Annotated in this window: 16 protein-coding genes and 2 pseudogenes; 9 read left to right on the forward strand and 9 right to left on the reverse strand. The window is 73.8% G+C overall.

Annotation, left to right across the window (positions count from 1 at the left end; translation table 11 throughout):
* Window positions 1–148: 148 nt before the first annotated feature.
* The 6 genes and pseudogenes from bchM to bchF form a co-directional block, all read right to left on the reverse strand.
* Window positions 149–859 (reverse strand): annotated as a pseudogene (gene bchM / locus DK427_RS18005) (magnesium protoporphyrin IX methyltransferase); the annotation flags it as partial.
* On the reverse strand, window positions 859–1,749 hold the full coding sequence (gene bchL / locus DK427_RS18010) for a ferredoxin:protochlorophyllide reductase (ATP-dependent) iron-sulfur ATP-binding protein (RefSeq protein ID WP_109952461.1): 891 nt from the start codon (window positions 1,747–1,749) through the stop codon (window positions 859–861). The pseudogene bchM and the gene bchL, both read right to left, overlap by 1 nt.
* Window positions 1,746–5,480 (reverse strand): magnesium chelatase subunit H, encoded by a 3,735-nt coding sequence (locus DK427_RS18015; RefSeq protein ID WP_109952462.1) that lies wholly within the window; start codon window positions 5,478–5,480, stop codon window positions 1,746–1,748. The genes bchL and DK427_RS18015 overlap by 4 nt, the downstream gene beginning before the upstream one ends.
* Entirely contained in the window at window positions 5,455–7,164 is a 1,710-nt protein-coding gene (gene bchB / locus DK427_RS18020) for a ferredoxin:protochlorophyllide reductase (ATP-dependent) subunit B (protein WP_109952463.1), read from the reverse strand. Before bchB ends, DK427_RS18015 begins: the two co-directional genes overlap by 26 nt.
* A complete protein-coding gene (locus DK427_RS18025; protein ID WP_109952464.1) occupies window positions 7,165–8,427 on the reverse strand; it encodes a ferredoxin:protochlorophyllide reductase (ATP-dependent) subunit N in 1,263 nt (420 codons plus the stop codon).
* On the reverse strand, window positions 8,424–8,903 hold the full coding sequence (gene bchF, locus DK427_RS18030; protein ID WP_109954252.1) for a 2-vinyl bacteriochlorophyllide hydratase: 480 nt from the start codon (window positions 8,901–8,903) through the stop codon (window positions 8,424–8,426). The genes DK427_RS18025 and bchF overlap by 4 nt, the downstream gene beginning before the upstream one ends.
* A gap of 403 nt (window positions 8,904–9,306) precedes the next feature.
* Here bchF and DK427_RS18035 point away from each other — a divergent pair, with 403 nt between their 5' ends.
* The 9 genes from DK427_RS18035 (at window position 9,307) to DK427_RS26440 (ending at window position 18,193) form a co-directional block, all read left to right on the forward strand.
* Window positions 9,307–10,191: a cobalamin B12-binding domain-containing protein gene (locus DK427_RS18035; RefSeq protein ID WP_109952465.1), complete on the forward strand. Its 885-nt coding sequence runs from the start codon at window positions 9,307–9,309 to the stop codon at window positions 10,189–10,191.
* A 24-nt stretch (window positions 10,192–10,215) separates the two neighbouring features.
* The gene (ppsR, locus tag DK427_RS18040; RefSeq protein ID WP_109952466.1) at window positions 10,216–11,664 is read left to right on the forward strand and encodes a transcriptional regulator PpsR; all 1,449 of its coding nucleotides are present in this window, start codon (window positions 10,216–10,218) and stop codon (window positions 11,662–11,664) included.
* 205 nt (window positions 11,665–11,869) lie between these two features.
* A complete protein-coding gene (chlG, locus tag DK427_RS18045; RefSeq protein WP_109952467.1) occupies window positions 11,870–12,754 on the forward strand; it encodes a chlorophyll synthase ChlG in 885 nt (294 codons plus the stop codon).
* Complete coding sequence (locus tag DK427_RS18050) at window positions 12,754–14,115, forward strand: BCD family MFS transporter (protein ID WP_109952468.1); 1,362 nt, start codon at window positions 12,754–12,756, stop codon at window positions 14,113–14,115. The genes chlG and DK427_RS18050 overlap by 1 nt, the downstream gene beginning before the upstream one ends.
* A 2-nt stretch (window positions 14,116–14,117) precedes the next feature.
* Window positions 14,118–15,323 carry a geranylgeranyl diphosphate reductase gene (locus tag DK427_RS18055; protein ID WP_109952469.1) on the forward strand — a complete coding sequence of 402 codons (1,206 nt, stop codon included), beginning with the start codon at window positions 14,118–14,120 and terminating at the stop codon, window positions 15,321–15,323.
* Window positions 15,320–15,802, forward strand: coding sequence for a TspO/MBR family protein (locus DK427_RS18060; RefSeq protein WP_245930621.1), 483 nt, complete (start codon window positions 15,320–15,322; stop codon window positions 15,800–15,802). The genes DK427_RS18055 and DK427_RS18060 overlap by 4 nt, the downstream gene beginning before the upstream one ends.
* Before the next feature lies 1 nt (window position 15,803).
* Window positions 15,804–16,265 carry a hypothetical protein gene (locus DK427_RS26745; protein ID WP_204165182.1) on the forward strand — a complete coding sequence of 154 codons (462 nt, stop codon included), beginning with the start codon at window positions 15,804–15,806 and terminating at the stop codon, window positions 16,263–16,265.
* 81 nt (window positions 16,266–16,346) lie between these two features.
* Window positions 16,347–18,002: a cytochrome c gene (locus DK427_RS18070; protein WP_109952471.1), complete on the forward strand. Its 1,656-nt coding sequence runs from the start codon at window positions 16,347–16,349 to the stop codon at window positions 18,000–18,002.
* A 35-nt stretch (window positions 18,003–18,037) separates the two neighbouring features.
* On the forward strand, window positions 18,038–18,193 hold the full coding sequence (locus DK427_RS26440) for a hypothetical protein (protein ID WP_162559827.1): 156 nt from the start codon (window positions 18,038–18,040) through the stop codon (window positions 18,191–18,193).
* Window positions 18,194–18,233: 40 nt separating this feature from the next.
* On the opposite strand, the pseudogene DK427_RS18075 reads toward DK427_RS26440, so the two are convergent.
* The 3 genes and pseudogenes from DK427_RS18075 to DK427_RS18085 form a co-directional block, all read right to left on the reverse strand.
* A pseudogene (locus DK427_RS18075) lies at window positions 18,234–19,153 on the reverse strand (ADP-ribosylglycohydrolase family protein).
* A gap of 4 nt (window positions 19,154–19,157) precedes the next feature.
* The gene (locus DK427_RS18080; protein WP_109952472.1) at window positions 19,158–19,625 is read right to left on the reverse strand and encodes a type III secretion system chaperone; all 468 of its coding nucleotides are present in this window, start codon (window positions 19,623–19,625) and stop codon (window positions 19,158–19,160) included.
* Window positions 19,626–19,674: 49 nt separating this feature from the next.
* Complete coding sequence (locus tag DK427_RS18085) at window positions 19,675–19,998, reverse strand: hypothetical protein (protein WP_109952473.1); 324 nt, start codon at window positions 19,996–19,998, stop codon at window positions 19,675–19,677.
* Window positions 19,999–20,071: the final 73 nt, after the last annotated feature.

Here is a 20,071-nt window from a genome sequence, read left to right on the forward strand (position 1 = left end):
CGGCGCGGCGAGGTGGCAGCCGAGGGTGAGGGGGCGATGCCGGAGGAGCCTCCTCCGTCGAAGCCCCCTCACCCCCACGTCGATCCCTACGGGATCGATCGCTCGGCTCGCCCCCGACAAGGGGGGATCGCCCCTCTCCCCGCGTGCGGGGAGTGGGGTGGCGCTCAAGCGCGATCGCGTTGGAGAGGTAGAAGCCGCTGTCGATCCGCCGCGTGCGTGCCACCGCGAAGTCCGACAGCGCCGGCTCCCCGGCGATGCGCCGCCGCAGCCCCCCTTCCGTGATCGGCACGATGGCGGGCGCCCGGTCGGCCTTCGGGAAGAGCTTTCCGGCCGCGTGCATCAGCGTGAGGAGCGCGGTGCGCGGCGCCACCGTGAGGAGGAGCGAGCCCGAGGTGCGGGGCGCGAGCGCTGCGAGCGCCCGCACGATGTCGGCGGCGCGGTAGTGGATCAGCGAATCCATCGCCACGACGTGGTCGAAGCGCCCGAGCGCGGGATCGAGCATGTCGCCGACCCGGAAATCGATGCGTCCGGGCCCGGGGATCTCCGGCAGGCGCTCGCGGGCGAGGTCGACCAGGGTCGGGGAGACGTCGACCGCCACCACCGCGGCGCCGCGGCGCGCGGCCTCGACGGCGAGCGCGCCGGTGCCGCAGCCGGCATCGAGAAGCCGGGCGCCGGTCAGATCCTCCGGCAGCCAGGCCAGCAGGTTGTCCCGCATGGCGTCCCGGCCCGCCCGCACCGTGGCGCGGATCCGGCTCACCGGCGCGTCCGAGGTCAGCCGGGCCCAGGCCTCGGCCGCGGTGCGGTCGAAATAGGTGGTCAGCTCGCCCCGGCGGGCGTCGTAGGTGGTGCCGCCGCTCATCAGTCGAACCCCAGGAACTCGAAGAGGTCGCGGTCCTTCATCGGCGCGGCCTCGCAGGGCTCCACCCCGGACCAGAGCGCCTCGGCGAGCCGCATGTACTCGTCGGTCACTGCGCGCAGTTCCGGCGTCTCATCCATCTCGAAGAGCGTCGCCTTCTTCAGGCGCGAGCGCCGCACCACGTCGAGATCGGGGAAGTGCGCGAGGCGCCGCAGGCCGGTGGCCGCGTTGAAGCGGTCGATCTCGTTGGTGGCCGCCGAGCGGTTGGCGATGACGCCGCCGATCCGCACGCCGTAATTCTTCGCCTTGGCCTGGATCGCCGCGACGATCCGGTTCATCGCGAAGATCGAGTCGAAGTCGTTGGCCGTGACGATCAGCCCCCGGTCGGCGTGCTGGAGCGGCGAGGCGAAGCCGCCGCAGACCACGTCGCCCAGCACGTCGAAGACCACCACGTCCGTGTCTTCGAGCAGGTGATGCTCCTTGAGGAGCTTCACCGTCTGGCCGACCACGTAGCCGCCGCAGCCGGTGCCGGCGGGCGGCCCGCCCGCCTCGACGCACATCACGCCGTTGTAGCCCGGCACCACGAAGTCCTCGGGGCGCAGCTCCTCGGAGTGGAAGTTCACCGCCTCCAGCGCGTCGATCACGGTGGGGGCGAGGCGCTTGGTCAGCGTGAAGGTCGAGTCGTGCTTCGGGTCGCAGCCGATCTGCAGGACCCGCTTGCCGAGCTTGGAGAACGCCACCGAGAGGTTCGAGGAGGTGGTGGACTTGCCGATGCCGCCTTTGCCGTAGACGGCGAAGACCTTGGCGCCCTCGATCTTGAGGTTCGGGTCGAGCGAGACCTGGAGGCTGCCCTCCTCCCGTCGCGGCACGGGGTTGCGGATCGCGATGTTCATGCGGCGACTCCCGGCGTGGCGTTCGCGAAGACCCCCTCCAGCCGGTCCTCCAGCTCCTCCTCGGCGCGCGCCAGCGCGTCGCGGGTGGCCGGGTCCGGCGTCCAGAAGCCGCGACGGTGCGCCTCGATCAGGCGGCTCGCGACCTTCGCGGAGGCGGTGGGGTTGAGTTCGGAGAGGCGGGCGCGCATCGCGTCGTCGAGCACGAAGGTCTCGGTGATGCGCTGGTAGATCCAGGGCTGGACCGCGCCCGCGGTGGCCGACCAGCCGACCGTGTTGGTGAGCGTCGCCTCGATCTGGCGCACGCCCTCGTAGCCGTGGCCCAAGAGGCCCTCGTACCATTTCGGGTTGAGCATGCGGGTGCGCGTCTCCAACGCCACCTGCTCGGGCAGCGAGCGCACGCGGCCCTCCCCGCGGGTCTGGTCGCTGATGTAGATCGGCACCGCCGCGCCCTTGGCGCGCGCCACCGCCCGCCCGACGCCGCCGAGCCCGTCGAAATAGTGGTCGACGGAGGTGACCCCGAGCTCGACCGAGTCGAGGTTCTGGTAGGCGAGATCGACCCGGGCCAGCACCGCCTGCATCAGGGCGCGCTGCGGGGCGGGCTTGCCGGTGCGGCCGTACGCGAAGGACTTGCGGCGCGAGAACGCCTCGGTCAGCTCCGCCTCGTCGTCCCAGCGGCCCGATTCGACCAACTGGTTGACGTTGGCGCCGTAGGCCCCCTCCGCGTTCGAGAAGACGCGGAGCGCCGCCGTCTCGAGGTCGCAGCCCTGCTCGGCCTGGATCGCCAGCGCGTGCTTGCGCACGAAGTTTTTTTCGACGGGCTCGTCGGCGGTGGCGGCAAGGTAACTTGCCTCGGCGATCAGCTTCGTCTGGAGCGGCAGCAGGTCGCGAAAGATGCCGGAGAGCGTGACCACCGCGTCGATGCGCGGGCGGCCGAGCTGTTCCAGCGGGATCAGCGTCGCGCCGGCCAGCCGCCCGTAGCCGTCGAAGCGGGGCGCCGCGCCGACGAGCGCCAGCGCCTGCGCGATCGGGCCGCCCTCGCTCTTCAGGTTGTCGGTGCCCCAGAGCACCAGCGCGACGCTCTCCGGATAGGGCTGCCCGTCCGCCCGGTGGCGGGCCAGCACGCGGGCGACCTGGGCGGCCCCGTCGGCCACCGCGAAGGCGGAGGGCAGGCGGTAGGGGTCGAAGCCGTGGAGGTTGCGGCCGGTGGGCAGGATCGCCGGGTTGCGCAGCAGGTCGCCGCCCGGGACCGGGGCGACGAAGCGCCCGTCCAGCGCCCGCAGCAGCCCGGTCATCTCCTCGGAGGTGGCGAGCTGCCGGTCGAGCGCCGCCAGATCCGCGAAGGCGGCGCGCAGGGCCTCGCTCGGGGGCAGGCCGGCGCGGGTAAGCGCGGCCTCCGCCCCCTCCCCGGCCGCGAGCGCCGCGAGCGCGGCGCGGTCGGGCTTGAGCCCGTGCGAGGCCTCGGCCAGGGCCGCCAGCAAATCCACGCGCTCGGGCTCGGACAGCCCCTCGCCCAGCACGTGCAGGCCGTGCGGGATCAGGGTCTGCTCCAGCTCGTCGAGCGCGACGCGCAGGGCCTCGACGGGGGCCGGGTCGCCGGTCCAGGCGGGCTCGGCCGGGACGAGGTCGAGGGCGGCGCCCTGGGACTGTATCACCGCGGCCAGAGCCGCCCGCTCGTGCGCGGCTTCCGGCGGCAGGGCGCGCCAGCGCTCCAGCCCGGCGCGCAGGTCCACGAGGCCGCGGTAGAGCCCGGCCGCCGCGAGGCTCGGCGTCAGGTAGCTCACCAGCGTCGCGGCCGAGCGGCGCTTGGCGAGCGTGCCCTCGGACGGGTTGTTGGCGGCGTAGAGGTAGACGTTGGGCGTGGCGCCGATCAGGCGCTCGGGCCAGCAGGCGGCCGACAGCCCGGTCTGCTTGCCGGGCATGAATTCGAGCGCCCCGTGCGTGCCGAAATGCAGCAGCGCGTCGGCGCCGAAATCCTCGCGCAGCCAGCGGTAGAAGGCCGAGAAGGCGTGGGTCGGCGCGAAACCCTGCTCGAACAGGAGCCGCATCGGATCGCCCTCGTAGCCGAAGGCTGGCTGCACCCCGACGAAGACGTTTCCGAACTGCGCCCCGAGCACCAGGATCGCGCGGCCGTCGCTCTGGTGGCGGCCGGGCGCCGGGCCCCACTGCGCCTCGATCTCGGGCAGGTGCGGCTCGCGGGCGACGTGGTCGTCGGCCGCGATGCGGGCGTGGACGTTGGCCGGCGTGCCGTAGCGCTCCGCGTTCCCGCCGAGGATTTTTTGTCTCAGGGCGTCGGCGCTCTCGGGCACCGCCACGTCGTAGCCGTCCGCCTTGAGGGCTTTCAGGGTGTTGAGGAGCGAGGCGTAGACCGAGAGGAAGGCCGCCGAGCCGGTGGCCCCCGAATTCGGCGGGAAGTTGAACAGCACGACGCCGAGCTTGCGCGCCGCCTTCGGGGTGCGCCGCAGGGCGACGAGCCGGGCGACGCGCTCGGCCAGCCGGGCGGCACGCTCCGGATGGGCCCGCATGTCGCGGGCGTTGTCGGCCCCCGACGCCGAGGAGCGCCCGCCGAACACCATCGGTGCGGTGGCGCCGTCGAGTTCGGGGATCGCCACCATCATGGTGGCCTCGACCGGCGAGAGGCCGCGCGCGCCGGCCTCCCACTGCTCGATCGTCTGGAACTCCAGCGCCTGGGCGGCGAGGTAGGGCACGTCGAGGCGGGCGAGTGTCGCTTCCGCCGCCGCCGCATCGTTGTAGGCCGGGCCGCCGACGAGCGAGAAGCCGGTGAGCGAGACCAGAGCGTCGATCGTGGCCCGCCCGTTCCGGGTGAAGTAGGCCTCCACCGCCGGGCGGTTGTCGAGCCCCGCCGCGAAGGCCGGCACCACGTCGAGGCCGCGCGCTTCCAGCGCCGCGATCACCCCGTCGTAATGGGCCGTGTTGCCGGCCAGCACGTAGGAGCGCATCAGCAGCAGGCCGACCCGGCCGCGCGCGCCCGCCCGCCGCGGCAGCGCGGCCGGATCCTCGGTGATCCGCTGCGCCAGCGCCGGGTGGTAGAGCCCGGTCTCGGGGTAGTCGCGGGGCGCAGGCGCCGGGGGGAGGTCCCGCCAGCCGGCGCGGGGGCCGGCCGCATAGCGCTGCACGAGGAAGCGCACCAGCGCGGCGACGTTCGCCTCGGAGCCCGCGAGCCAGTATTGCAGGGTGAGGAAGTAGGCTCGCACGTCCTGGGCTGAGCCCGGGATGAAGCGCAGGATCTTCGGGAGCTTGCGCACCAGGGCCATCTGGCGGGCGGCGTTCCCCTCGGCGCCGGGCTTGCCGCGCAGGCGCTTCAGGAAGTCGAGCGCGCTGCGCTTGGTGCCGCTCATGTCGAAGCGGTTGAGCTTCGTCGTGCGCACGATCTCGGCGGCCGAGAGGCAGCCCACCATCGCGTCACAGGCCTCGCGGCGGGCATTCAGCGCGGGCAGGATCGCCCGGACGTGCTCGTCCAGGAACAGCATCGCGCAGAGCACGATGTCGGCCGCCGCGATGTCGGCCTCGGCGCGGGCCACCCCGGTCGGGTCGGTCTCCCACTCGGCCGCGGCGTGGAAGGCCAGCTCCAGCCCCGGCATCTCGGACCTGAGGCGCAGGCGCGCCCGCTCGACCGCGCTCGCCAGGTGGTTGTCGAGCGTGACGATCACGACGCGGATGCCCGGCCGCCGGCCGGCATCCGCCGCGCTATCGGCTGAAATGCGCCTTGGCATCGTACAGGGTCTCGACGGTGATGAGCGGGATCGCCCGCTCCCGGGCGAAGGTTTCCGTGTTGGTCCGCGCCCGGCCGCGGACGAAGAAGGGGATTTTCTTGAGTTCGCGCTCGGCTTCGGGGGCCCAGATGCTCGAAGCGGCGGCCACCACAGCCTTCCCTCCCCCCTCCGCGGGGGAGGGTGGCCCGCGAAGCGGGTCGGGAGAGGGGAACCCGGCTTCCGGAGTGAGCGCGACCTCCATGACGGGCGCAGCCCCTTCCTTTCGCTGGGGTCCCCTCTCTGCGGGACTACGTCCCGACCGACCCTCGCTGACGCGAGGGCCACCCTCCCCCGCAGAGGGGGGAGGAAGATCTGCGCGGAGGGAGCGTGCCCTCAGATGCGACGGTGCGGCGTCGGCGTGGAACTCGCGGTCCTCGCGGAACAGGCCGAGCAGGTGCTCCTCCAGCCCCATCATCAGCGGATGGACCAGGGTGTCGAACAGGACGTTGGCGCCCTCGAACCCCATCAGCGGCGAGTGCCGGGCCGGGTAGTCCTGCACGTGGGCGGGCGCCGAGATCACCGCGCAGGGGATGCCGAGCCGCTTGGCGACGTGGCGCTCCATCTGGGTGCCGAGCACGAGGTCGGGCGCGGCGGCCTGGATCGCCGCCTCGACGTCGAGATAGTCGTCGGCGATCAGCGCCTCGATCCCGTGGGCCGCGGCCTCCGCCCGGACCTCGCGGGAGAACCCGCGCTCGTAGGTGCCGAGCCCGACGACCCGGAATCCGATCTCCCGGGCCGCGACCCGGGCGAGCGCCACCGCGTGGGCGGCGTCGCCGAAGACGAAGACGCGCTTGTCGGTGAGGTAGGTCGAATCGACCGAGCGGGCGTACCAGGGCAGGCGCGAATCGGCCGCGTCGCGCGCCGGGGCCGGATCGACGCCGGCGAGCGCCGCCACCGCCGCGATGAAGTCCCGGGTGGCGCCGACGCCGATCGGCGGGATCTCGCAGAAGGGCTGACCGTGCGCCTTCTCCAGATACTGCGCCGCCGCCCGCCCGATCTCGGGATAGAGCACCACGTTGAAGGCGGCCTCGGGCAGCCGGCCGAGATCGCCGGGGCTCGCGCCCAGCGGCGCCACCACGTTCACGCGGATGCCGAGCTGGTCCAGGATGCGCCGCACCTCCACGAGGTCGTCGCGGTGGCGGAAGCCGAGCGCGGTCGGGCCGAGGATGTTGCAGAGCCGCGGCTCGGCCGGGGTGTCTCGCCGCGCGCCCGAGAGTGCCCGCACGAGACGGTAGAAGGTCTCGGAGGCGCCCCAGTTCTCCTTCTTCTGGTAAGCGGGTAGCTCCAGCCCGATCACCGGCACCGGCAGGCCGAGCGCCCGGGCGAGCCCGCCCGGATCGTCCTGGATCAGCTCCGCCGTGCAAGAGGCGCCGACGATGATCGCCTCCGGCCGGAACCGCTCGTAGGCGTCCGACACCGCCTGCTTGAACAGGGCGGCGGTGTCGCGCCCGAGATCCTCGGCCCGGAAGGTGGTGTAGGTGACGGGCGGGCGCCGGTCCCGCCGCTCGATCATGGTGAACAGGAGGTCGGCGTAGGTGTCGCCCTGGGGCGCGTGCAGCACGTAGTGCAGGCCGCGCATCGCGGTGGCGACGCGCAGGGCGCCGATATGAGGGGGCCCCTCGTAGGTCCAGAGCGTGAGCTGCATCTAGACCTCCAGCCGCCCGCGCCGCCGCAGGGGGCGGGCAAACAGTTCGGCGAGGTCGCCCGCCTGCTCGTAGCCCTGGACGGGGGTGAACAGCAGCTCGATCGACCACTTGGTGGCGAGCCCCTCCGCCTCCAGCGGGTTGGCGAGGCCGAGTCCGCAGACCGTGAGATCGGGCCGCGCCGCGCGGGCCCGGTCCATCTGGTCGTCGAGGCTCTGGCCCTCGACCACGCGGGTGCCGGGCGGCAGGCCCGCGATCTCGTGGGCGAGGTGCCCCCGGTGCAGGTATGGCGTGCCGACCTCGACGATCTCGGCGCCGAGTTCCGCCCAGAGGAAGCGGGCCAGCGGCACTTCGAGCTGCGAATCGGGGAAGAAGAACACCCGGCGGCCCGTCAGCCGCTCCCGGTGGGAAGCGAGCGCCGTCGCGGCCCGGCGCCGGCCCGGGGCGGTCGCGGCCTCGAACCGGGCGGGATCGACCCCGAAGGCGTCGGCCGCCGCCCGGAGCCAGCCGGTGGTGCCCTCCGCGCCGAGCGGGAACGGGGCCGGCAGATGGTGCAGGCCGCGCCCCTCCAGCGCCCGGGCGGTGCCGGCGAGGAAGGGCTGGGCCAGCAGGAAGGGCTGGCCGGGCGCGATCCCGGGCATCGTCCCGGCGCTGCGCCCCGGCAGGAAGCGGACCGGGATGCCGAGATCGGCGAAGAGGCGCGCGAACTGGTCCTCGACCACGTCGCCGAGCGCGCCCGCAACCAGGAGCCCGGTCTCCCCTGCCGGTGCCTCCGGCAAGTCGGGAACGAGGGCCGCGAGGCAGGCATCCTCGCCCTCCGTGAAGGTGGTCTCGATGCCCGAGCCCGAGTAGGAGAGCACCCGCACGGGGGCGAGGCGGCGCGAGAGCCGCAAGGCAGCCCGGGTCAGGTCGAGCTTGATCACCTCGGACGGGCAGGAGCCCACGAGGAACAGGAGCTTGATGTCGGGCCGCCGGGCGACCAGCCGCTCGACCACCCGGTCGAGCTCGTCCTCGGCGTCGGCGAGGCCGGCGAGATCCCGCTCGTCGAGGATCGCGGTGGCGAAGCGGGGCTCGGCGAAGATCATCACGCCGGCCGCCGACTGGATCAGGTGCGCGCAGGTGCGCGAGCCGACCACGAGGAAGAAGGCGTCCTGGATCTTGCGGTGCAGCCAGACGATGCCGGTGAGGCCGCAGAACACCGCCCGCTGGCCGCGCTCGCGCGCGAGATCGATGCCGCAGCTCTCGGCACGGACAGGTGCGTTCACGGCCGGCCTCCCGCGATCTGGAGTCGCGCCGCGCGCAGCTTCAGGAGGAATTGGGCCGCGTTGACCACGTAGGCGGCGTAGGCGGCCAGCGCGAGGCCGAGGAGCGCGTCTGGGACGAGCCACCCGCCGACGAGCGCGGCGAGGTAGGCGGTGTGCAGCGCCAGCACCAGCATGCTCACCGCGTCCTCCCAGAAGAAGGCCGGGGCGAACAGGTAGCGCCCGAACACTGCCTTCTCCCAGATCGAGCCGGTGACCATGATGGCGTAGAGCACGCCCGTCTTGATCACGACCGAGAGGTTGGCGGCCCAAAGCCCCTCACCCGTGGCGAGCGTGCGCAGCACCAGGGCGAGGCTCACGAGGAAGACCGCGAATTGCAGCGGGGCCAGCACCCCCTGCACCAGCGTCCAGGGCGTGGCGTCCCGGCGCAGGCGCTCCTCCCGCGTGTAGAGCGGTGTCGTCGGCCGGCCTGGACCCATCGCGTCCACCCCTGTCCGCTTCCGAGCCCCTGGGGACCCGACAGGGAGAGCCTAGGCCCGCACTCCGAGGAGTGTCAAGCTGGCTTTACGTAACTGAGAAGTGACAATGCTCATCTCTTAAGAGACGAATTTTTTCAGTTCAGACCATTGCCAGACTGTCGGATCGGCGTATCGTCAGGCTTCGGCTGCATCGTCCGGCCGACCCGAACAGACTCCCGGTAGGGGAGCACGCCATCACGGAAGCCCGGTCGCCGGGCGCCGTCGCCGCGAGGCCGGTCCCGACGCCTTCACCGGAACGCCCGGCTGCCGGGTGGATCCCGCGGCTTCCCCGCGGCCGTTCCGCTGGCAAGCCGACGGGAACCTGGCCAAGAGGTCCGTCGACGCGCGATCAGGGAGGTCGCCGATGAGCGAGGCACGGTGTTCCCGCCGCCCTTCGGGCCTCGGCGACCCGTTCGGCTGCACGGTGCTGGAGGACCGGCTGCCGGACGAGGAGGCGCTCTCCGCGTCCCGGGCGTCGCTCGACCGCCCCGGCGCCCTGGCCCGGCTCATCGAGGGCGAGATCCTGCCGCGCCTGATGCTGGTCCATGCCGAGCCGCCGCCCCCGCGGGCGGTCCGGCGTCCGGGCCCCGACGAGATCGCCCGCTTCGCCAACCTCCTCCTCGCGCCCCGCACGGGTGGCGACGCGACCGGCGACGACCTCCGGCCCGCCGTGGAGACGCTGCGCGCCCGCGGGCTGCCGCTGGAGAGCCTGCTCGGCGACCTGCTCGCCCCGGCGGCCCGCCATCTCGGCGCGCTCTGGGAGGAGGACGCGTGCGATTTCCTGGCGGTGACCGTGGGGCTCGGCCGGCTCCAGGCCGTCGCCCGGATGCTCTGCGCGCGCCTCGAGGGCGAGCCGCCGCCGCGCGGGCGCAGCGCTCTGCTCCTGCCCTGCCCCGGCGAGACCCACGTGTTCGGGCTCACCCTCGTGGCGAGCGCCTTCCGCGAGGCGGGCTGGACGGTCGAGACCGCCGAGGCGTCGGAGGGCGCGACCACCCTCGCTCGGGATTTCCACGACGTCGTCGGCCTGACGCTGGCCTGCGACGTGAACGCTCCGTCGCTGGCCGCGGCGATCGCGACCCTGCGCGCGGCATCTTGCAATCGGGAGTTGCGCGTCCTCGTCGGCGGCGCCTACGTGGCGCGGTACCCCGAGCGCGCCGTCGCCGCCGGGGCCGATGCCTGCCTGTGCGAGGCCGCGGCCGCGCCGGCAGTCGCCGAATCCTTGCTTGAAATGCGGGCGCGAGCCTGTTGAAAGGACCTGTTTGGCCCATCACACGTGGTGACCGTGAGCGCACCTGCCCGCCCTGCCCCGCACGCGCCCCAGCCCGTGCCGCCCGTCGCGGCCCTGCCGCTTCCGGCCGGCCTCCTCGACGGCGAGGCGGCGGGGCTGATCGTTGCGGCGGGCAGTGACCTGTCCCTGGTCGTCGACGCGGACGGGGTGATCCGCGAGGCGGCCTCCGGGGGCGAGGATCCGGGGCCCTTCGCGGTGGCGGCCTGGCGCGGCCGGCCCTTCAGCGACACCGTCACGGTCGAGAGCCGCCCGAAGGTCGAGGCGCTGCTGCGCGAGGCGCGGGCCGATGCGGTGACCCGCTGGCGCCAAGTCAACCACCCGAGCCCCGAGGGGCCCGACCTGCCGGTGCGCTACGCGGCCCTGCGGCCCAAGGCGGGCGGACCGGTCATCGTGGTCGGGCGCAACTTGCGGTCGGTGGCGGCCCTGCAGCACCGGCTGGCCGAGGCCCAGCAGGCGCTGGAGCGCGACTACGACCGCCAGCGCGCCGCCGAGACCCGCTACCGGCTGCTGTTCCAGCTCTCGGGCGAGCCCGTGCTGGTGGCGGACGCCGGCACGCGCCGGATCACCGAGGCGAACCCGGCCGCCGCCCGCCTGCTCGGCCGCCAGCCGAAGCGCCTCGCCGGCCTCGACGCGGTCGACCTGTTCGAGGCGGGCAGCGCGCGGGCGGTCGAGACCCTGTTCGCCACCCTGCGGGTCGCGGGCGAGGCCGCCGACGTCCCGGCCCGGCTCGCCCACGGGCGGGGAACCAGCACGGTCTCGGCCTCGCTGTTCCGCGGCGAGAGCGCCACCAGCGTGCTGCTGCGCCTCAGCCTGCCGGCCGAGGGCGAGGCCGCCCAGGGCCTGGCCGCCCACGCGGCCGAGGTGCTGCGCGCCATGCCGGAGGGCTTCGTGGTCACCGATGCGGGGCGGCGGGTGCTGGCCGCCAACACGGCCTTCCTGGAACTCTCGCAGCTCGCCACCGAGGAGCAGGCCCGGGGCCAGCCCCTGGAAGCCTGGCTCGGCCACGACGAGACCGAGGCGCAGGCGCTCTTCGCCACGCTGCGCGACCACGGCTCGGTGCGCCGCTTCAGCACGGTGCTGCGCGGCCAGTACGGCTCGGTGGAGGACGTCGAGGTTGCCGCCGTCGCGGTGCCGGGCCAGGGCTGTCTCGGATTCTCCTTCCGCGCGGGGCCGCGCCGGGCCGCACCGCCCGTCGGCACCGCCCTGCCCCGCTCCGTCGAGCAGATGACCGAGCTCGTCGGCCGCGTCTCGATGAAGACCCTGGTGCGCGAGACCACCGACCTGATCGAGAAGCTCTGCATCGAGGCGGCCCTGCGCATCACCCGCGACAACCGCGCCTCGGCCGCCGAGATGCTCGGCCTCAGCCGTCAGGGCCTCTACGCCAAAATGCGCCGCTACGGCATCGGCGACCTCGACGGGCCGGACGAGGCCTGAGGCGCGAGCCCGGCCATCTGGAGCGGGTCCGCGCCGAGTCTTCCGGCCGGGCGCGGCAGAATACGAAATACAGTATCCGGCGGACGGTTCAGCCGGCAACTCTTCGTGCGGCGCAGCATGTCGGCGCCGGTTCGCGGCGGCGCAGCACGCGATCGAGTGTAAATTTGACTTGACACTCGCGCCGCTCCGAACCTAGCCTCCCCTCATGGCCACGCCAGCTCCGAGCGCCGTCGTCGAGCTTCTCAAGCCACTCACGTGGTTCGCCCCGATGTGGGCCTTCGCCTGCGGCGTGGTCTCGTCGGGCATCCCTGCCTCCGGGCAGTGGCCGGTGATCGCCGCGGGCGTGCTGCTCGCCGGTCCCCTCGTCTGCGCCACCAGCCAGGCCGCCAACGACTGGTTCGACCGCGAGGTCGACGCCATCAACGAGCCCGCCCGGCCGATCCCCTCGGGGCGGGTGCCGGGGCGCTGGGGCCTCTGGCTCGCGGCCGCCTGGACGGCGCTCTCGCTCGCGGTGGCGGCGGCGCTCGGGCCCTGGATCCTGGCGGCGGCCGTGTTCGGGCTGATCCTGGCCTGGATCTACTCGGCGCCCCCCGTGCGGCTGAAGCGCAACGGCTGGTGGGGCAACGCCGCCGTGGCCATCTGCTACGAGGGCCTGCCCTGGTTCACCGGCGCCGCCGTGATGGCCGCCGCGCTCCCCGACCGGCGCGTGCTGGCGCTCGCCCTGCTCTACTCGGTGGGCGCCCACGGCATCATGACGCTCAACGACTTCAAGTCGGTCGAGGGCGACCGGCGCACCGGCATCGCCTCGCTTCCCGTGCAACTCGGGCCGGCGCGGGCCGCCCGCTTCGCCTGCTGGGTGATGGGGCTGCCGCAGGTCGCGGTGATCGCCCTGCTCGCCGCCTGGGACCGGCCGGTCCATGCTGCCCTGGTGGCGGCGCTGCTGGCGGGCCAAGCGGCCCTGATGGTGCGCTTCCTGAAGGACCCGCGCGGGCGGGCCGCGTGGTACAACGGCACCGGCACCACCCTCTACGTGCTCGGCATGCTGGCCGCGGCCTTCGCCCTGCGCCCGCTCCTGCAGGGAGCCGCGTGATGGCCGCCCGCTCCGCGCCCGCCGGCTTCGGCTGGGGCCAGATCGCCCGCCTCGGCCTCGTCCAGACCGCGCTCGGCGCCGTCGTGGTGCTGATCACCTCGACCATCAACCGGGTGATGGTGGTGGAGCTGGCGCTGCCCGCCCTGGTGCCGGGCCTGCTGCTCGGCCTGCACTACGCCGTGCAGTGCTTGCGCCCGCGCTGGGGCTACGGCTCCGACCGGCACGGGCGGCGCACGCCCTGGATCGTCGGCGGCATGGCCGCGCTCTGCCTCGGCGGCTTCGGCGCCGCCTGCGCCACCGCGCTCGCGGCGAGCCATCTCGCGGCGGGCCTCGCGCTCGCCGTCCTGTCGTTCGTCGCGGTCGGCATGGGGGCGGGGGCGGCCGGCACCTCGCTCCTGGTTCTCCTGTCGAGCGGCGTCGCGGACGGGCGGCGCGGAGCCGCGGCCACGATCGTCTGGGTGATGATGATCGCGGGCTTCGCGGTGACGGCGCCGCTCGCCGGTCACTTCCTCGACCCGTTCTCGGGCGGGCGCCTCGTCGCGGTCTCCGGCACCGTCTCGGTGCTCGCCTTCGCGGTGGCGTGCCTGGCGGTCGCGGGCGTCGAGCGCCGGGGCGCGGCGCCGGCCGCCGCCACCCAGAAGGCGCCCTTCCGCGCTGTGCTCGCCCGGGTGCTGGCCGAGCCCGAGGCGCGCCGCTTCACGCTGTTCATCTTCGTCTCGATGCTGGCCTACAGTGCCCAAGAGCTGATCCTGGAGCCCTATGCCGGCCTCGCCTTCGCGATGACGCCGGGCGCCACCACCAAGCTCTCCGGGCTGCAGCACGGGGGCGTGCTCCTGGGCATGCTGGCGGTGGCCGCGGTCACCGCCGGGATCGGCGGGCCGGTCCTCGGCTCGCTGCGGCTCTGGACCGTGGCGGGCTGCCTCGGCTCAGGAGCGGCGCTGCTCGCGATCGCCGCGGCGGCCTCCGCCGGGCCGGGCTTCCCGCTTCGCGGCGCGGTCTTCGCGCTGGGCATCGCCAACGGCGTCTACGCGGTCGCGGCCATCGGCACGATGATGGGGCTCGCGGGCGCGGGCGACCCGGCCGAGCGCGGCACCCGCATGGGGGTCTGGGGCGCGGCGCAGGGCGTCGCCTTCGGGGCGGGCGGCGTTCTCGGCACGCTCTGCGTCGATCTCGCGCGCCTCGCGGTCGACGAGCCGGCCCGCGCCTACGCCGCCGTCTTCAGCGCCGAGGCCGTCCTGTTCGGGCTCTCAGCGGTCATCGCCCTGCGGCTCGCCGCCCCCGCGACATCTCCCCCGCGGCGCGAGAACGCCCTGGCGGGCGCGGCGCGCCTCGCCCTCGGTTCCGGATTCGAAGCGAGATAGCCATGCCCGTCTCCGCCCTGCCCGCCGACCCTGAGACCTTCGACGTCGTGGTGGTGGGCGGCGGGCCGGCCGGCGCGACCGCCGCGACCGATCTCGCGCGGGCGGGACGGCGGGTGCTGCTCCTCGACCGGGCGGGGCGGATCAAGCCCTGCGGCGGCGCGATCCCGCCCCGGCTGATCCGCGACTTCGCGATCCCCGATCACCTCCTCGTCGCCCGCATCCGCTCCGCCCGCATGGTGGCGCCCTCGGGGAAACAGGTCGACATGCCGGTCGGCGAGGGCTTCGTCGGCATGGTCGACCGCGAGCATTTCGACCCCTGGCTCAGGGAGCGCGCGCGCGCCGCCGGGGCCGAGCGGCGCGACGGCCTGTTCACCCGCATCACCCGCGAGGCGACGGGCCTCGCCACCGTGCATTTTCGCGATCGCGCGGGGGCCGAGGCCGCGGTGCGGGCCCGCCTCGTCGTTGGCGCCGACGGGGCGAGCTCGGCGGTCGGCCGGGCCGAGGTGCCGGGCCATGCCGCCATGCGCCAGGTCTTCGCCTACCACGAGATCGTGCGGCGACCGGAGGCGAGCGCCGCCGATACCGAGCCGACGCGCTGCGACGTCTACTACCAGGGCCGGCTCTCGCCCGACTTCTACGCCTGGATCTTCCCGCACGGCGACACGATCAGCGTCGGCACCGGCAGCGCCCGCAAGGGCTTCTCGCTGCGCGGCGCGGTGCGGACGCTGCTGGCCGAATCCGGCCTCGACCGGGGCGCCACCGTGCGCCGCGAGGGCGCGCCGCTGCCCCTGAAGCCGCTGCGGCGCTGGGACAACGGGCGCGACGTGCTGCTCACCGGGGACGCCGCCGGCATCGTCGCCCCGGCCTCGGGCGAGGGCATCTACTACGCGATGCTCGGCGGCCGGCTGGCGGCGGAGGCGGCGCAGGCCTTCCTGGCCACCGGCGACGTCCGGGCGCTGAAAGCGGCGCGGGCCCGCTTCATGCGCCTGCACGGGCGCGTCTTCTGGATCCTGCGGCTGATGCAGGCGGTCTGGTACCGCAACGATCCCCTGCGCGAGCGCTTCGTCTCGATCTGCCGCGACAAGGATGTCCAGCAGCTCACCTGGGACGCCTACATGAACAAGGAGCTGGTCCGGCGGAAGCCCGTCGCGCATGTGCGGATCTTCCTGAAGGATCTCGCCCACCTGTTCCGCTGGGTCTCGCCGTGAGCGCGGTGCTGGTGGCCGGCGCCGCCGCCCTGCTCGTCGGCTTCGCCAACGGCTTCGCGACGCGCACCGACGCGTGGTACCACGCCCTGCGCCAGCCGGCCTGGAAACCGCCGGACTGGGCCTTCGGGCCGATCTGGGCCACGATCCTGGCGCTCGCCGCCGGCGCCGCGGCGCTCGGCTGGGTCGCGAGCCCGGGTGCGGCCGACCGCCTCCTGCTGCTCTGGGCCTTCGGCCTCAACGCGGCGCTCAACGTCGCCTGGAGCGTGATCTTCTTCCGTCTGCGCCGGCCGGACTGGGCGCTCGCCGAGGTCGGGCTGCTCTGGCTCTCGGTCCTGCTGCTGGTGGCCGTGCTCGCCCGGGTGAGCGGCCTCGCGGCCGCGCTCGTCCTGCCCTACCTGGCCTGGGTCGGGGTCGCGGGGCTCCTGAACCTCCGGATCGTGCGGCTCAATCCCGGCCGCGCCGGCCTGCGGGGCCTCTGAGATGGACGCGCTCGGCTCCCTTCTCGGCCCGCTCGTCGTCTCGGGCCGGATCGTCGACATGATCCTCCTCCTCGTGGCGGCGGAGGCCGCGCTCGTGGCGCTCGGATTCGTGCGGTTCGGCCCGCGCGCGCCGCTGCTCGCCGGGCTCGCCGCGGGGGCGGGCCTGCTGCTGGCGCTGCGCACGGGGCTTGCCGGCGCGCCCTGGCCCTGGACCGCCGGGGCGCTCGCGCTCGCGGGCGGCGCTCATCTCACCGAGCTGGCCTTGCGTCGGTCGAGGACACGCCGGCCGAAGACGCTTCGCCGCAGGGAACCAGCGGCAACATCGGCCGCGGCGCTGGCGTTGGGTTCGGTCTCGCGCCGCCGGGCCGGCACGCAAGCGCTCCTGCAAGCGTTCCTGTCCCGGCCCCGCCAGCCGGCCCACCCCCCTGCCCCCGCGGCGGGGACGGGAGGCCGCGGCGCATGAGTGCGCGGTCCCGCTGAACACGAAGAGTCCCGACGCGATCGTCACGACGGCAGGGTCCCGACGACCCAGGAGGAGAGGCCCATGGACCGCATCGCCGCCCTCGCCCTCGCGGGCGCCGTCCTAGCAGGCGTCGTCTCGGCCACGCTGCCGGTGGCGCCGGCCGCCGCGCAGGAGCCGAACCTCACCGATCCCGATCTGATCGCGCGGGGCAAGTACCTCGTCACGGCGGGCGATTGCGTCGCCTGTCACACGGCGCCCGGCGGCAAGCCGTTCGCCGGCAATTACCGGCTCAACACGCCGATCGGCGCGATCCTGACGCCGAACCTGACGCCCGACCCCGAGACCGGCATCGGCAAGTGGGACTACGCCACCTTCGAGCGCGCCTTCCGGCAGGGCATCGGCGACGGGGGCGAGTACCTCTACCCGGCCTTCCCCTTCGGCTGGTACACCAAGGTCACGGACGAGGACACGCGGGCGATCTTCGCCTACCTGAAGTCGCTGCCGCCGGTGAACGAGGCGCGCAAGGACAACGAGATCCCCTTCCCGTTCAACGTCCGCACGGCGCTCATCACCTGGCGCACCGCCTTCTTCAGCGAGGGCCGGTTCGAGCCGGACCCGCAGGCGAGCGCCGAGGTCAACCGCGGCGGCTACCTCGTGGAGGGGCTCGGCCATTGCGGCATGTGCCACAACGAGCGCAAGCTCGTGGGCAACACCAACCTCGCGGGCCGCTTCGGCGGCGGCGTGATCGACGGCTGGTACGCGCCCAACATCACGCCCGACGGCCACCAGGGCATCGGCGCCTGGACCGACGAGCAGGTGGTGACCTACCTCAAGACCGGCACAGCCCCGGGCAACCGGCCGGGCGTCGCAGCCGGCCCAATGCGCCAGACCATCGAGGAGTCGCTCTCGAAGATGACCGACGCCGACCTGAAGGCGATGGTCGCGTATCTCCGCACGATTCCCGCCAAGCAGACCTACAAGGCGCGTGATCTGCAGGCCTTCAACAAGCCCGGCGCACCGGGGGCCGACACCTACCTGACCTACTGCTCCTCCTGCCACCAGCCGGACGGCAAGGGCATCCCGGGCGCGGTGCCGGCACTGGCCGGCAATACCTCGGTGCAGTCGGCCGGGCCCGAGACTGTGCTGCGGGTGATCTACGGCGGGCTCGCCGCCCAGAGCGGCTACGCGCCGATGCCGGCGATCGGCCAGGAGATGACCGACGTCGAGGTCCGCAACGTCACCGACTACATCCGGAATTCCTGGGGCAACAGCGCCCCGGCGATCGGCTCCGACAGCGCCGCCTCGGATGCGCGCGCCGCCACGCAGACCATGCTCGCCGGCACCGCACCCTGCGCCGAGGTCGCGCAAGGGACGGTGCTCAAGGCCTTCGAATCGACCGGCGCCGCCCACGCTCTGAAGGGGCTGACCCAGGAGCAGTTCGTACCCGCCCTCGCCAAGCTCCTGCCCCAGCTGAAGGCCGCCTACGGCGACAGGCCGGCCGAGACCGGCGGCCAGAACGTGGACGACGAGCTGGTGAACGGCCTCACCACGCTCTACTGCCAAGTCGGCAAGGAGCCTTATCTGGAGCGGCAGCGGGCGGGGGCGCCCGAGGCGACGCGGCCTTGGGCGAGCGTGATCGGCAACTTCGCCAACATCGCCTATTCCCAGGCCCGCAACCCGGAGAAGCGGGCGAGCGCCGACGCGCCCGCGCCGATGATGCCCCCGGCGCGGAACTGACAGCACACCCACGCACGGAACCTGGAGAACTGCGAATGGGCCTCTTCGTCGTCATCATCGGCGCATGGCTGGTCTTCATCGTGCTGGAGGTGCTGGCCTTCCGGCGGCGCACCGCCCTGGAGGCAGAGGGGCTCGTCACCTTCGTGCGGCCGGAGACCTCGACCTACCTGAACCCGCCTCGACCCTATTGAAGGCCGCGCTCCCGCCGCGCGCCGAACGGGCGCGCCGGCCTCAATCCGCGGTGAGCCGTGCCTTGATCAGCCGGTCCGCCGCCTGCTCCAGCCGCTCGCGCCAAGCGAGCTTCGCCATCCAGCGCGCTGGGATGGCGGAGGCACCGAAGACGGCGCCGGCGACCTGGCCCGTGACCGCGCCGACCGTGTCGGCGTCGTCCGCGAGGTTGACCGCCAGGACGAGCGCCTCCTCGAAGGACTCGGCCCGGGCCGTGCACCAGAGCGCGGCCTCGAGCGTCGCGACGACGTAGCCCGACGAACTGATATCGGTGCGCGTCCGGGTTTCGTAGGAGCCTCCGGCGATGGCGGTCAGCCGATCGCCCCCCTGCCAGCCGTCCTGGCGCCGCGCGGCCTTGCCGCCGCCCGCGATCGCGGCGCAGAGGATGCGCGCGAGCAGGTCGCAGCTCTCCAGGCACTCGCCGGCCGCGTGCGTGGTCCGGCTCTGCTCGCGCCCAAGACGGGCGGCCGCCTCCGCATCGGGGTAGGCCAGGAGCGCGACGGGGGCGAGCCGCATGATCGAGCCGTTCCCGGCCGAGTCCGGCGCGGTCGATCCCGCGACGGGGTCACCGGTCCGGGCGAAGCGCTCCAGCGCGGCCCGGGTCGCCTCGCCGATGTCGAAGCAGCGGCCGCGGGGCGAGTAGGCGCCGTCGCGATACCAGGCCGTGAAGCGCCGCATGAGGTCGTCGGGGGCGAGGCCGCCCCGCGCGGCGAGGCTCTGGCCAGGGCCAGCGCCATCGAGGTGTCGTCCGTCCACTCCCCGGCCGGCAGACCGAACGGGCCGCCGCCGACGATGTCCGTCAGGCGCGGGTGGCGGTCGCGCGGCGCGAATTCCAGCGTCGTGCCGAGGACGTCCCCGATCGCGAGGCCCAGGAAGGCACCCAGCGCCCGGTCTCGGGTCGCCGCATCCGCGGCCGTCGGCATCCCGTCAGACCCGCATCATCACGAAGTGCTGGCTCAGCTCCTCGAGCGTCCCGGCGGTCGCCGCCGCCGGGACGGGGATCGCGCCGCACTGCTTCCGCACCGTTCGCGCGTCGCCGACGAACGCGTCGAGCATCTCCGCGAACTGCCAGTACGCGACGCCGGCGAACGGAATATCCCGCACCAGCGTGAGGGCGCCGGTCGCGGGCTCGATCGCGATCCGGGTGCGCCGGGCGGCCAGACCGCGGTTGTGCCGGAACGCCCAGGCCGGATCCCGGTGGTCGGGAAGGCCGTCGGCGGCGATCACGGCCATCACGTAGAGGCTGTCGGTCGCGGCATCCCAGGCGAAGCCGACATCCAGGTCGGGATCGAGCCGGATGGGGATCAGGCCGTCCCGGTCGAAGTCGTGCGCGCGAAGGCCGTGGTCCCTCGCCATCGCGTCGAGCAGGGCGCGGGCCTGAGGGCTCAGGGGCATCGGATTCTCCGGTCGGGCGACGGAACGGGCCGCGGGAGGTCTCGGACCGTCAGTCCCGCTCGGGACGCCCGGCTGCCGGGCGCGTGGCGGCCGGGCGCGTTCCGTCCGGAGCGGCGTCCGGGTCGGCGACCGCCGAGGTCATCTTGTCCATCAACTCGGCGCTCACGGTCGCGGTCGGGACCGTCGCGTTGTAGCGCTCCATGAGCTTCCTAGCCCGCTCCTGCTGCTCGGGGGTCAGCCTCCCCTGGCGCTCGTCCATCACCAGCGAGACGGAGCGGCCGTCCCGGCTCTCGACGGGACAGCGCAGGCGCTCCGCGATCGCGGCGAGGTAGGGGCGGATCTCATCTTCCACGGGCATGTCTTCCACGGGCATGTGGGCGCTCCCTGGATCCCGGGCTCCGGCATGGGTACCAAGATGGGTACCAGGCCCTGGTAGCGCGTCCTCG

Source organism: Methylobacterium radiodurans (assembly GCF_003173735.1).
Taxonomy (GTDB): domain Bacteria; phylum Pseudomonadota; class Alphaproteobacteria; order Rhizobiales; family Beijerinckiaceae; genus Methylobacterium; species Methylobacterium radiodurans.

Bases quoted from the DNA above. Each gene is read 5' to 3' on its own strand.
- DK427_RS26440 (WP_162559827.1), top strand. From the start codon at position 18,038: ATGGGCCTCTTCGTCGTCATCATCGGCGCATGGCTGGTCTTCATCGTG.
- DK427_RS26745 (WP_204165182.1), top strand. From the start codon at position 15,804: ATGGACGCGCTCGGCTCCCTTCTCGGCCCGCTCGTCGTCTCGGGCCGG.
- bchL (WP_109952461.1), bottom strand. From the start codon at position 1,749: ATGAACATCGCGATCCGCAACCCCGTGCCGCGACGGGAGGAGGGCAGC.
- chlG (WP_109952467.1), top strand. From the start codon at position 11,870: ATGGCCACGCCAGCTCCGAGCGCCGTCGTCGAGCTTCTCAAGCCACTC.
- DK427_RS18035 (WP_109952465.1), top strand. From the start codon at position 9,307: ATGAGCGAGGCACGGTGTTCCCGCCGCCCTTCGGGCCTCGGCGACCCG.
- DK427_RS18080 (WP_109952472.1), bottom strand. From the start codon at position 19,625: ATGCCCCTGAGCCCTCAGGCCCGCGCCCTGCTCGACGCGATGGCGAGG.
- DK427_RS18050 (WP_109952468.1), top strand. From the start codon at position 12,754: ATGGCCGCCCGCTCCGCGCCCGCCGGCTTCGGCTGGGGCCAGATCGCC.
- DK427_RS18085 (WP_109952473.1), bottom strand. From the start codon at position 19,998: ATGCCCGTGGAAGACATGCCCGTGGAAGATGAGATCCGCCCCTACCTC.
- DK427_RS18070 (WP_109952471.1), top strand. From the start codon at position 16,347: ATGGACCGCATCGCCGCCCTCGCCCTCGCGGGCGCCGTCCTAGCAGGC.
- DK427_RS18015 (WP_109952462.1), bottom strand. From the start codon at position 5,480: ATGCCAAGGCGCATTTCAGCCGATAGCGCGGCGGATGCCGGCCGGCGG.
- bchB (WP_109952463.1), bottom strand. From the start codon at position 7,164: ATGCAGCTCACGCTCTGGACCTACGAGGGGCCCCCTCATATCGGCGCC.
- DK427_RS18055 (WP_109952469.1), top strand. From the start codon at position 14,118: ATGCCCGTCTCCGCCCTGCCCGCCGACCCTGAGACCTTCGACGTCGTG.
- bchF (WP_109954252.1), bottom strand. From the start codon at position 8,903: ATGGGTCCAGGCCGGCCGACGACACCGCTCTACACGCGGGAGGAGCGC.